The sequence below is a fragment of the Mesorhizobium sp. M1E.F.Ca.ET.063.01.1.1 genome (assembly GCF_003998155.1).
In the GTDB taxonomy this organism is placed as follows: domain Bacteria; phylum Pseudomonadota; class Alphaproteobacteria; order Rhizobiales; family Rhizobiaceae; genus Mesorhizobium.
Genome location: NZ_RZSC01000107.1, coordinates 1 through 12,316 on the forward strand (window position 1 = coordinate 1; position 12,316 = coordinate 12,316).

Genomic DNA, 12,316 nt, shown 5'->3' on the forward strand with positions numbered 1-12,316 from the left:
CGCGGCGCGCCGGCGCCACGTCGGCAGCGTGTTCGCTCAAATCTATTCCCGCAATGCGCGCCGCAGGATCTTGCCGACCGGTGTCTTCGGCAGTTCGGTGCGGAATTCGATGTATCTCGGCCGCTTGTAGCCGGTCAGGTTCTCGCGGCAATAGGCGGTCAGCGTCTCGACGGTGAGCGCCGGATCCTTCTTGACCACGAACAGTTTCGGCACCTCGCCGGAATGTTCGTCAGGCACGCCGATCGCCGCCGCCTCGAGCACGCCGGGATGCTGCGCGACGACCTCTTCCAACTCGTTCGGATAGACGTTGAAGCCGGAGACCAGGATCATGTCCTTCTTGCGGTCGACGATCTTGGTGTAGCCGCGCTCGTCCATGAAACCCATGTCGCCCGACTTGAAGAACCCGTCCCTGGTCATCACCTTGGCGGTCTCGTCGGGCCGGTTCCAGTAGCCAGCCATCACCTGCGGCCCGCGGATGCAGATCTCGCCGACTTCGCCGAGCGGCACGTTGTTGCCGTCGTCGTCGCGGATGGCGATCTCGGTCGAAGGCAGCGGCAGGCCGATCGTGCCGGTGAACTCGCTGGAGCTGAACTTGTTGGCGGTCGCCACCGGCGAGGTTTCCGAAAGCCCGTAGCCTTCGCTCACCGGACAACCGGTCAGCGCCTTCCAGCGCTCGGCCACGCCCTTCTGCACCGCCATGCCGCCGCCAAGCGTCAGGATCAGCGGCTTGAAGTCGAGCTTGCGGAAATCCTCGTTGTTGAGCAGCGCGTTGAACAGCGTGTTGAGGCCGGGGAAGATGTGAGCCGGATATTTCTGCAGTTCCTTGACGAAGCCCGGAATGTCGCGCGGGTTCGGGATGAGCACGTTCTGGGCACCTTGCTGCATGCCCATCAGCGCGTTCACCGTCAGCGCGAAGATATGGTAAAGCGGCAGCGCGCAGATGAAGTTTTGGTGGGCCGGCTTCGGCTTGAACCTGTAGGCATCCTCCACCCAGAGCGAATTCTGCGCCACGTTGGACAACACGTTCCGGTGCAGCAGCGTCGCGCCCTTCGAAATGCCCGTCGTGCCTCCCGTATATTGCAGGAAGGCGATATCGTCGCCCGAAACCGCCGCCGGCTTGAAGGCGCTTGCGGAGCCGGCCTTCAGCGCGGCGTTGAACCGGACATGGCCGGGCAGAGACCAGGCGGGAACCATCTTCTTCACCCGCCGAACGACGAGATTGACGATCGTGCCCTTGAGGCCGCCCAGCAGGTCGCCCATCGCCGCCACCACCACATGCTTGACCGGCGTCCTGGCGATGACCGCCTGCAGCGTGTTGGCGAAGTTTTCCAGGATGACGATGGCCTGCGCGCCGGAATCCTTGAGCTGATGCTCCAGCTCGCGCGGCGTGTAGAGCGGGTTGACGTTCACCACCGTGAAGCCGGCGCGAAGCACCGCCATCATCGCCACCGGATATTGCAGCACGTTCGGCATCATCAGCGCCACGCGAGCGCCCTTCTCCAAGCCTTTCGACTGCAGAAAGGCGCCAAAGGCGGCCGAAAGCCGCTCGAGCTCGGCGTAGGAAATCGACTTACCCATGCACACATATGCCGGCTGGGCGGAAAACTGCTTGCAGGCACCGACCAGGAAGTCGCCGATGGAATTGTAGGGCAGCGGGCCGATCTCGGCCGGCATGTTCTTCGGATAGTTTTTCAGCCACGGCTTCTCCGGCAGCCCGGCGGTGAGCTCCGTGATCGCCTTCGGCAGCCGCCTAGCCGGCGCCGAGGCCGGTTTTGCGGTTGTGGGCTTGCCGGCGGCCGCCGGCTTGTCGGTCTTTGTGGTTGCAGCCTTGGTGGCGGATTTGGGGCTCGTTGCAGCGGCCTTCGGCTTGGAGGTGGCCTTTGCAGGTGAAGACGCTTTGGCTGGTGAAGCGGCCTTGGAAGGTGAAGCCTTGGGCGCGCCGGCATTAGCGGCCGCGGCCTTGGCTTTTGCCTTCGCCGGGGGCGTTGTCTTTGCTGCTTTTGCCACCAAATCCCTCCCTGGTATCCTTGGTCTCACAGTCTCGTGTCGCGCCCGCCTCCAATGTCAGAGGCCTCCTCCGCTGGCGCCGATTGCGGATTCCCCAAGAAATCCGGCATGCCGTCTATGTATTGCGTCTATCGGCGGCCGTGCAAGTCTTGCCCCAGCGGCAGCGGCGGAAAGATTTGCCGTCGAAACCTGTTCCTCCAACCGTCGCTTGAACTGCGCGCCGATTGCGAGCCGGATTGCGGGCGGGAAGCTCCCGGATCTGATTTCGGGAGGGGATCGATCAATAAAAAAATGCGGTCGTTAACAATGTCGTGAGCGGAAAATTCTACTCACTATTTCCGCTATTTGAGGAAAATCCGGATTCTTTTCCTGCTTACCATGGGGTACGCAAACGGGGTGTTCCAAAGCCCTAAAAACGGTGCTTATATGCGCGCTTCTCGAGCCTGATAGAGGGGCTTGGAAGAACATCAGGGAGTGCTCAATGAAAAAGACAATGACTTTTGCAGCCGCGTTGCTGGCTGCAAGCGTCCTGGGTGGCATGGCCAATGCAAAGACGCTTGTCTATTGCTCGGAAGCGTCGCCGGCCAATTTCGACCCGGGTACGACGACGGGCGGTAACGACTTCGACGCCTCGTCGCGCACCGTCTATTCGCGTCTGGTCGAGTTCAAGCATGGCGGCACCGAGATCGAGCCCGGCCTTGCCGACAAATGGGAAATCTCGGATGACGGCCTGGTCTATACTTTCCACCTGCATCCGGGCGTGAAGTTCCAGACCACCGACTATTTCAAGCCGACCCGCGACCTCAATGCCGATGACGTCGTCTTCTCGTTCGACCGCCAGTTCAACAAGCAGAATCCGTGGAACGGCGAGAAGTATCTGCCGAACCTGACCTGGGACTACTACACCGGCATGGACATGCCGAAATATGTCGCCAAGTGGGAAAAGGTCGACGACCTCACCGTCAAGCTGACGCTGACCGAGCCGAACGCGCCGATGCTGGCCAATCTCGGCATGGACTTCGCCTCGATCGTGTCGAAGGAATATGCCGACCAGCTCGAGAAGGACGGCAAGATGGCCGACTTCTCGACCAAGCCGATCGGCACCGGCCCCTTCCAGTTCGTCGACTACCAGCTGGATTCGGTCATCCGCTACGCGGCCAACCCCGACTACTTCAAGGGCAAGGAGAAGATCGACGATCTGGTCTTCGCCATCACGCCTGACGCGACCGCCCGCATCCAGAAGGTGCTGGCCGGCGAATGCGACGTGGCTCCCTATCCGAACCCGGCCGACATCGCCACCATCAAGGCCAACAAGGACGTGACCCTGCTCGATCAGGCCGGCCTCAACATCGGCTATATGAGCTACAACACGACGATCCCGCCGCTCGACAAGCCCGAGGTTCGCCATGCGCTCAATCAGGCGATCGACCGGGAAGCCCTGATCAAGTCGCTGTTCCAGGATGCCGGTGCTACGCCTGCCCAGAACCTGATCCCGCCGACCATGTGGTCTTGGGACAAGGACGTGAAGTTCGATTCCTATGATCCGGAAGCGGCCAAGAAGGTGCTGGCCGATGCCGGTCTGAAGGAAATCCAGCTCTGGGCCTCCGACCGCGTTCGTCCTTACAACCCGAACTTCCAGCGCGCGGCCGAACTGATCCAGGCCGACTGGGCCAAGGTCGGCGTCAAGGCCGAAATCGTCAACTACGAGTGGACGAAGTATCGCGAGGAAGGCAAGAAGAAAGAGCGTCCCGGCGCCTTCCAGATCGGCTGGACCGGCGACAACGGCGATCCGGACAACTTCTTCGCCACCCTCTTTGCCTGCTCGGCCATCGGTGTGTCGAACTACTCGAGCTGGTGCGACAAGGACTTCGAGGACCTGATCCAGAAGGCCAAGAAGACCAGCGACCAGGGCGAGCGCACCAAGCTCTATGAGCAGGCGCAGGTGATCTTCGCCAAGCAGGCGCCCGCCTTCCTCCTGGCCCACAGCCAGGTCTACTCGGTCGTTCGCAACAACGTCACCGGCTACAAGATGGACCCGCTCGGCATTCACCGCTTCGACGGCGTTGACAAGTCCGAGTAATATTGCGAACGGGGCGGCGCAAATTCCAGCGCCGCCCCATTCCATTTGACGATGCTCCGATATCTTCTCAACAAAATCGCCCTCCTGATCCCGACCCTGGTCGGCATCACCATCTGCGCCTTCGCTTTCGTCCGGCTGCTGCCCGGCGATCCGATCCTGGCCATGGCCGGCGAGCATGGCGTATCGCCGGCGCGCTACGAAGAGCTCAAGGAACAGTTCGGCTACAATCTGCCGATCTGGGAGCAGTACGCGCGCTATGTCGGCGAGGTCGCCACCGGCGATTTCGGCGTTTCCATTTCATCCAAGCGCCCGGTGATGGAAGAGTTCAAGACGCTCTTCCCGGCGACGCTGGAACTGTCCTTCTTCGCCATGATCTTCGCCATGGTGATCGGCATTCCGGCCGGCATATTCGCGGCCGTCAAGCGCGGCTCATGGTTCGACCAGTCGCTGATGGGCACTGCCCTTGTCGGCTATTCCATGCCGATCTTCTGGTGGGGCCTGCTGCTCATCATCTTCTTTTCCGGCTATCTCGGCTGGACGCCGGTATCGGGCCGCATGGGCCTGCAGTTCTTTCTGAAGCCGATCACCGGCTTCATGACCATCGACAGCATTCTCTACGGCAAGTGGGACGCGCTGCGCTCGGCGCTCAGCCATCTCGTCCTGCCGGCGATCGTGCTCGGCACCATTCCGCTGGCGGTGATCGCCCGCCAGACGCGCTCGGCCATGCTCGAGGTGCTGGGCGAGGACTACGTCCGCACCGCCCGCGCCAAGGGCCTTTCCGCCGCCCGCGTCATCGGCGTGCATGCCCTGCGCAACGCGCTGATCCCGGTGGTCACCACCATCGGCCTGCAGGTCGGCACGCTGCTTGCCGGCGCCATCCTTACCGAGACCATCTTCGCCTGGCCGGGCATCGGCAAGTGGATGGTCGATTCCATCTTCAAGCGCGACTATGTCGTCGTGCAGTCAGGGCTGCTTTTGATCGCGCTCATCGTCATGGCCGTGAACCTCATCGTCGACGTGCTCTACGCCGTCATCAACCCGCGTATCAGGGCGGCGTGATGAGCCAGTCGACCGAAATCGCCCCCATGGCCGCCGGCAGCCCGGACCGACTGACCGGCTTCAAGACCTTCTGGCACTATTTCTCGGTGAACCGCGGCGCTGTCATCGGCCTGTTCGTCTTCATCCTTTTGGTGCTGGCCGCGCTCTTCGCGCCGCTGCTTGCGCCCTACGCGCCCGACGTGCAGGACAAGACCGCGTTCCTCCGGCCGCCGGCCTGGCAGACGGGCGGCAGCACCCAATATCTGCTCGGCACCGATCCGGTCGGCCGAGACATCCTCTCGCGCCTGCTCTACGGGGCGCGCTTCTCGCTGCTGATCGGCGCGGTCGTGGTCACGCTGGCGCTCACCGGCGGCATCACGCTCGGCCTGCTTGCCGGTTATTTCCGTGGCTGGGTCGACGTCGCGATCATGCGCGTCATGGACCTGATCCTGGCTTTCCCGTCGTTGCTTCTGGCGCTGGTGCTTGTCACCATCCTCGGTCCTGGCCTGTTCAATGCGATGCTGGCGATCTCCCTGGTGCTGCAGCCGCATTTCGCCCGCCTCGTGCGAGCCGCCGTCATGGCCGAGAAGAGCCGCGAATATGTTGTGGCGGCCAAGGTCGCGGGCGCCGGACATCTGCGCCTGATGCTTCGCACCATCCTGCCGAACTGCCTGGCGCCGCTGATCGTCCAGGGCACGCTGTCCTTCTCGAACGCCATCCTGGAAGCCGCAGCACTTGGCTTCCTCGGCCTCGGCGCGCAGCCGCCGACGCCGGAATGGGGCACCATGCTGGCCTCGGCGCGCGAGTTCATCCTGCGCGCCTGGTGGGTGGTGACCTTCCCTGGCCTCGCCATCCTGATTACCGTGCTCGCCATCAACCTGATCGGCGACGGCTTGCGCGACGCGCTCGATCCGAAGCTCAGGAGGTCGTGATGGCATTGCTCGACATCCACAACCTCGTCGTCGAATTCCAGACCGCCTCAGGCCCGTTCCGCGCCGTCGACGGCGTATCGCTCCATGTCGACGAGCGCGAGGTGCTCGCCATCGTCGGCGAGTCCGGCTCCGGCAAGTCGGTGTCGATGCTGGCGGTGATGGGCTTGCTTCCGTGGACCGCCACCGTCACCGCCGACCGCATGACGTTTGGCGGCCGCGATCTCCTCAAGATCAGCCCGGCCGAGCGCCGCAGGATCATCGGCAAGGACATTGCCATGATCTTCCAGGAGCCGATCGCCAGCCTCAATCCGTGCTTCACCGTCGGCTTCCAGATCGAGGAGGTGTTGCGCTTCCATCTCGGCATGGACCGGGCGCAGCGCCGCGCGCGCGCCATCGAGCTTTTGAAGCAGGTCGGCATTCCCGAACCGGCCGAGCGGCTCAATTCCTTCCCGCACCAGATGTCGGGCGGCCAATGCCAGCGCATCATGATCGCGATGGCGATCGCCTGCAATCCGAAGCTCCTGATCGCCGACGAGCCGACGACGGCGCTCGACGTCACCATCCAGAAGCAGATCCTCGATCTGCTGGTCTCGCTGCAGGCCAAATACGGCATGGGCCTGATCATGATCACCCACAATATGGGCGTGGTCGCCGAAACCGCCGACCGCGTCATCGTCCAGTACAAGGGCCGCAAGATGGAAGAGGCCGACGTGCTGTCGCTGTTCGAAAGCCCGAAGAGCAACTACACGCGCGCGCTGCTGTCGGCGCTGCCGGAGAACGCCGTCGGCGACCGTCTGCCGACCGTCTCCGACATGCTGTTCGAGCCGGCGCCCTCGGGAGCTAGTGCATGACCGGAGCCAACGCATGACCAAGGTTGTCGAAGGCAAGAACATCGTGCGCGACTACCATGTCGGCGGCGGCCTGTTCCGCCCCGCGCGCACGGTGAATGCGGTGAAGGGCGTCTCCTTCGGCGTCGAGAAGGGCAAGACACTCGCCATCGTCGGCGAGAGCGGCTGCGGCAAGTCCACGCTCGCACGCATCATAACGCTGATCGATCCGGCGACGGCTGGCGAGCTGTTCATCGACGGCAACAAGGTCGACATCGCCAGGGATGGGCTGACCAAGGAGATGCGCCGCAAGGTGCAGATCGTCTTCCAGAACCCTTACGGATCGCTCAACCCGCGCCAGAAGATCGGCGACGTGCTCGGCGAGCCGTTGCTCATCAACACCGACAAGCCGGCCGAGGAACGCCGCGACCTTGCGATGAAGATGCTGAAGAAGGTCGGCCTCGGACCGGAGCATTACAACCGCTATCCGCACATGTTCTCGGGCGGCCAGCGCCAGCGCATCGCCATCGCCCGCGCGCTGATGCTCAATCCCAGCCTGTTGGTGCTGGACGAGCCGGTATCAGCGCTCGATCTATCGGTGCAGGCGCAGGTGCTCAACCTGCTCGCCGACCTGCAGGACGAGTTCAAGCTGACCTATGTCTTCATCAGCCACGACCTCTCGGTCGTGCGCTACATCGCCGACGACGTCATGGTGATGTATTTCGGCGAGGCGGTCGAATACGGCTCGCGCGACGAGGTCTTCTCCGACCCCAAGCACGCCTACACGAAAACGCTCTTCGCCGCGACGCCGCGCGCCGACATCACCTCGATCAAGGCAAGGCTGGCGAAGAAGAAGGCGGCCTGATCCCCGCGTCGTCAATCCCAGGGCGGAGCAGGAGAATGGGAGGCTTGGCGATCCTTCGCGCCCCCCTCTCGCGAAGAGATCAGATCACGACAGCTTGGCGATAATCGCCCGCAGCGTCTCGCCGAAGCGGTGCACCTCCTCGACCGTGTTGTAATGCACCAGCGAGGCACGGATTGCGCCGCTGTCCATGGACAGGTTGAGCCGCTTCATCAGCCTTGGCGCATACATATGGCCGTCGCGGATGCCGATCTGCAGGGCCGCCATATCCTCGACGATCCTTTGCGGCGAGAGCTTGCCGATGTTGAAGCAGAAGGTCGGCACACGTTCGTGGATGCGGTCTTCCTCGGCGACGCCGTAGATCGTGGCGCCGCACGCCTTCAGCACCTTGAACATCTCGCGCGTCAGCGTCAGCTCGTAGTCGCGGATGGCGTTCATGCCGGCGACGATGTTGTCGCGGCGCGAGCGGTTGTTCTCGGGCAGAAAATTGCGGCCGACCGATTCCAGATAGCGGACCGCCGCGTCCATGCCGGAGACGTTCTCGTAGATGAAGGTGCCGGCTTCGACCTTGTAGGGCGGCTCGTCGGGAATGAAATCCTCGCGGAAGGTCGGCAGCCGCTTCAGCGTGTCGAAGCGACCCCACAGGAAGCCCATATGCGGCGAGAAATTCTTGTACCCGGAACAGACGAGATAGTCGCAATCCCAGGCCTGCACGTCGATCAACCCGTGCGGACCGTAATGCACGCTGTCGAGGAACACTTCGGCGCCGGCCGCATGCGCGATCCTGGCAACCGAAGCGACATCGACGATCGAGCCGATCGAATGCGCCGTCACCGTGCAGGCGACGAGCCGGGTGCGCTCCGACACCAGCGGCTCGAGGTCGTCGACATGGAGGTTGCCGTCCTCGCGCATGCGCCACCATTTGAACTTTGCGCCTGCGGATTCCAACGCCAGCCAGGTGGCGATATTGGCGTCGTGGTCCATGTCGGTGACAACGATCTCGTCACGCCCCATATCCACGTGCTTGGAAAGCATCTGGCCGATGCCGAGGCTGACCAGACGGATGAACGAGGTGGCGTTCATGCCGAAGCAGATTTCGGACGGGCTGTAGGCGTTGATCAAAAGCGCCACGCTCTCGCGCGCCTCAGCGACCGACCGGTCGACGGTGACGCTGCGGCCATAGCGGCCGCCGCGCTGCACATTGTGCGCGACCAGATGGTTGGTCACCGCGTCGAACACGCTTTGCGGGATCTGCGCGCCGGCGGCGTTGTCCATGAAGATGAAGTCGCCCGCCTGCCGGAGCGCCGGAAACATGGCGCGGACCTTTTCGACCGGGAACGCGGCGGCGTTGGTATTGTCGGTCTGATGCTTGTTCACGGGCAGGCTCCTGCGAAAGACTTGGATGGCTGGGGATCGGTTGGTGAGTTCAGCGCGCCTTCTCGTCCTTGAAGCGGCGCTCGAGCAGGCTGACGAGGCGGACCATCGGCCAGAGGAAGACGAGGTAGACCAGGGCCGCGCCGATCAGCGGAGAGGGGTTGGCATAGAGCGACTGCGCATTGGTCGCTTCCTTGAGCAATTCCGGCAACGCCACGGTGGAGGCAAGCGACGTGTCCTTGAACATCGAGACGCAGTTGCTGGTCATCGGCGGAATGACCACGCGGATCGCCTGCGGCAGCACCACCTTGCGCAGCGTCAGCACGAACGGCAGGCCAAGCGCCTGCGCCGCCTCGAACTGGCCGCGCGGAATGCTCTCGATGCCGGAGCGGAACACCTCCGCCGAATAGGCGGACATGATGATGGCGAATGCCGTCACCGCGGATGTCCATGACGAGAGGCGTATGCCGAGGAACGGCAGCGCGTAGTAGATCAGGATCAGCACCACCAGCACCGGCAGGGCACGGAAGATATCGATGTAGCCGACCGCGAGCAGCCGGAGCGGCTTCGGCGCGTAGAGCCGCACCAGGCTGATCGCCAGTCCGACAACTATGCCGATAATGATACTGAGCAGCCCGAGCAGAAGCGTATTGAGGAAGCCGCGCAACAGCGCCGGCAGGCTGGACGCGATGACGTCGGGATTGAAGAAAGTGTCGATCAGCGACATGGGAGCATTCCCCAACCGTGTTGCGCCCTACGACGCCGGAGCCAGACCCGGGGACACTGAGATCGGCTTGGCCGAACGGATAAGGGTTCCGGGAAAGTCATGCGTGAAAACGGACGTGCCGGCCTTTGGAGCCGGCACGTCGCTTGTTTGCCGGTAGCCGATCAGGCCTTGGGCAGCGGCATTTCCTTGACGGTGGAGGAATCGGCCGGAGCATCGCTGTCGAACCACTTCTTGTGGATCGCCGCGATCGTGCCGTCCTTCTTCATCGCGGTCAACGCGTCGTTCAGCTTGCCGAGCAGCGGATGGTCCTTGGTCATCATCAGGCCGTATTGCTCGCCGGTCTTGATGCGTTCCTTGACGACGAGATCCTTCATTTTCTTGAAGGAGTACTGCACGCCGGGTATGTCGCTGACGGCCGCGTCGACGCGTCCGGCGCTGAGGTCGAGCAGCAGGTTCTGCTGCGTGTCATAGCCCTTCACGTCGCTGAAGCCGTCGGCCTGCTGATGCTCCTTGACCCAGGTTTCTCCAGTCGAGCCCGACAAGACGCCGACGACCTTGCCCTTGAGGTCGGCTTCGGTGTTGATCGCGCTGTCGGTCTTGGTGGCGATGCCCATGTCGGAATCGTAGTAGGGCTGGGTGAAGGACTGTGACTTCAGCCTCTCCGCGGTGATCGTGATGGAGGATATGGCCACGTCGATGCGCTTCGACGTTGTCGCCGCGAACAGCGCCTGGAATCCGAGGTCGGCGATATCGGTGGTCATGCCGACGCGCTTCGCCGCTTCGTTGACGATGTCGACCTCGAAGCCCTCGAATGTGCCGCCCTCGTTCTTGTACTCGAACGGAGGATTGGTCGGGTAGGCGCCGACATTGAGCACGTCAGCGGCGTGAGACGCGGCGGGGCCGGCTACAATGCCGATGGTGGCGGCTAGCAGAAGCAGGTTGCGACGGGTAAAGTTCATATCTTGTTCCCTCTGTTGTTGAACGGGCGGGTTGGCCCCGCACGGTTTTTTGCCGCCCCGATTCCAGCAGGGCGTCAATTCATTGCGGCGACCATGCGGTCGAGCGCCGTTTCGATCTGGCCGCTGTCGCGGCAGACGCACATGCGCAGGAATGCCGCCGCCGAGTTGCCGAACAGGTGGCCGGGCGCGAGCCCGACACGCGTCGTCTCCAGAATCCGGGCGCAGGCGCGTCGCGCGTCGCTTTCGCCTTCCAGGGCGAAGAACGCGTACATCCCGCCGCGCGGCCTGGCCGGCAGCACGATGCCGGGAATCCGCGCCAGTCTGTCATAAGCGAGGTCGAGGCCGGTCGTGATCCGCTGCCTGATCTCCTCGACCAGCGGTTCGCCCTGGCGGATCGCGGCAACCGCGCCGGCCTGGATCGGAGCGGCCGTGCCGCTGTTGACATATTGGGTCATGGCGCCGAGCTGGTCGGTCACTCCTGACGGATGGGTGAGCCAGCCGATACGCCAGCCGGTCATCGCCCAGGCTTTCGAGAAACTGTTCACCGAAAGCACCCTGTCGCCGTCCTCGGCGATCTGCAGGATCGACGGGGCGACGTCGCCGTCGAAATAGAGCCGGCCGTAGACCTCGTCGGAGATGATCCAGATGCCTGTGCGCCGGCTGAATTCGAGCAGCGCCTGCATCTCCTCGCGCGACGCGGTCCAGCCCGTCGGGTTGGATGGCGTCGACAGGAAGATCGCGCGGGTCCGCGCGTCGCAGGCCGCGAATAGACGGTCGAGATCGAGCTGCCAGTCGCCTTTGAAATCGAGCGAAAACGGCCGTGGCTCACCGCCGATCAGATGGATCGCGTTGTGGATGTTCGGCCATTGCGGCGCGACATAGACGACATTGGTTCCGGTATCGACCAAAAGTTCCAGCGCCAGATAGAGCGCCTGCATGCCACCCGGCGTAACCGTGGTCCGCGCGATGGGGATCGGCTGGTCATGGATGCGCGTCTGGTACTCCGACAATGCGTCATTCAATGGCCCAAAGCCGCGCATGTCGGGAACGTAGAAAGTCAGCCCCTCGTCGAAAGCCGCCTTCGCTGCGTCGCGGATGAAGGCGGGTGTCACCATGTCGCCTTCGCCGTACCAGAGCGCGATCACGTCTCCCAGTTCGCGGGCGCGCAAGGCGAGGTTGGCAATGTTCTCGGTGTGAAGATCGCGGATTTGTGCGCGGACGCCTTCGAAAGCGTAACGCGCGCTGGCCAGAGATGATGACTGGGGCAGCATGAACGACAAGGACTGAACCTCGCACCCTGGACGCCGCGACAGGACCGGCAGCACACTTGGCCGCGGTCACCGTCGATGTTGAATGCTTATCCAAAGTCTCGGACTTTTCAAGGTAAAAGTTTTAAGCTTAAAAAATATCGCGCCTTGCCGCCAGTGACGCGCTGCAGCGGAGTTTAACGGTGTGCCGCTCGGGCGAGTTCGGCGGTTGCCGCCGCCTTTCCGGCACCGGCGCCCGCACC

10 protein-coding genes are annotated in these 12,316 nt (G+C 63.1%); 5 read left to right on the top strand and 5 right to left on the bottom strand.

Translation table 11 applies throughout. From position 1 onward, the window contains the following. Positions 1-42 precede the first annotated feature (42 nt). Positions 43-2,007 (bottom strand): long-chain fatty acid--CoA ligase, encoded by a 1,965-nt coding sequence (locus tag EOA29_RS11075; RefSeq protein WP_126090444.1) that lies wholly within the window; start codon positions 2,005-2,007, stop codon positions 43-45. Between the two features lie 481 nt (positions 2,008-2,488). Here EOA29_RS11075 and EOA29_RS11080 point away from each other — a divergent pair, with 481 nt between their 5' ends. The 5 genes from EOA29_RS11080 to EOA29_RS11100 are packed head-to-tail and all read left to right on the top strand — an operon-like array spanning position 2,489 to position 7,749. Beyond that, on the top strand, positions 2,489-4,087 hold the full coding sequence (locus EOA29_RS11080; RefSeq protein WP_126090443.1) for an ABC transporter substrate-binding protein: 1,599 nt from the start codon (positions 2,489-2,491) through the stop codon (positions 4,085-4,087). 51 nt (positions 4,088-4,138) lie between these two features. After that, positions 4,139-5,146 (top strand): ABC transporter permease subunit, encoded by a 1,008-nt coding sequence (locus EOA29_RS11085; protein ID WP_126090442.1) that lies wholly within the window; start codon positions 4,139-4,141, stop codon positions 5,144-5,146. A gap of 26 nt (positions 5,147-5,172) precedes the next feature. Next, entirely contained in the window at positions 5,173-6,057 is an 885-nt protein-coding gene (locus EOA29_RS11090; protein WP_245464923.1) for an ABC transporter permease subunit, read from the top strand. Then, the gene (locus EOA29_RS11095) at positions 6,057-6,908 is read left to right on the top strand and encodes an ABC transporter ATP-binding protein (RefSeq protein WP_126090440.1); all 852 of its coding nucleotides are present in this window, start codon (positions 6,057-6,059) and stop codon (positions 6,906-6,908) included. Before EOA29_RS11090 ends, EOA29_RS11095 begins: the two co-directional genes overlap by 1 nt. 13 nt (positions 6,909-6,921) lie before the next feature. Continuing rightward, positions 6,922-7,749 carry a dipeptide ABC transporter ATP-binding protein gene (locus EOA29_RS11100; protein ID WP_127220892.1) on the top strand — a complete coding sequence of 276 codons (828 nt, stop codon included), beginning with the start codon at positions 6,922-6,924 and terminating at the stop codon, positions 7,747-7,749. Positions 7,750-7,833: 84 nt separating this feature from the next. On the opposite strand, the gene EOA29_RS11105 is transcribed toward EOA29_RS11100, so the two are convergent. The 4 genes from EOA29_RS11105 to EOA29_RS11120 form a co-directional block, all read right to left on the bottom strand. Then, the gene (locus EOA29_RS11105; protein ID WP_126090438.1) at positions 7,834-9,123 is read right to left on the bottom strand and encodes a cysteine desulfurase-like protein; all 1,290 of its coding nucleotides are present in this window, start codon (positions 9,121-9,123) and stop codon (positions 7,834-7,836) included. 49 nt (positions 9,124-9,172) lie between these two features. Next, entirely contained in the window at positions 9,173-9,847 is a 675-nt protein-coding gene (locus EOA29_RS11110) for an amino acid ABC transporter permease (RefSeq protein WP_126090437.1), read from the bottom strand. A gap of 161 nt (positions 9,848-10,008) precedes the next feature. After that, complete coding sequence (locus tag EOA29_RS11115; protein ID WP_126090436.1) at positions 10,009-10,806, bottom strand: ABC transporter substrate-binding protein; 798 nt, start codon at positions 10,804-10,806, stop codon at positions 10,009-10,011. 74 nt (positions 10,807-10,880) lie between these two features. After that, complete coding sequence (locus tag EOA29_RS11120; RefSeq protein WP_189350598.1) at positions 10,881-12,077, bottom strand: pyridoxal phosphate-dependent aminotransferase; 1,197 nt, start codon at positions 12,075-12,077, stop codon at positions 10,881-10,883. Positions 12,078-12,316 lie beyond the last annotated feature (239 nt).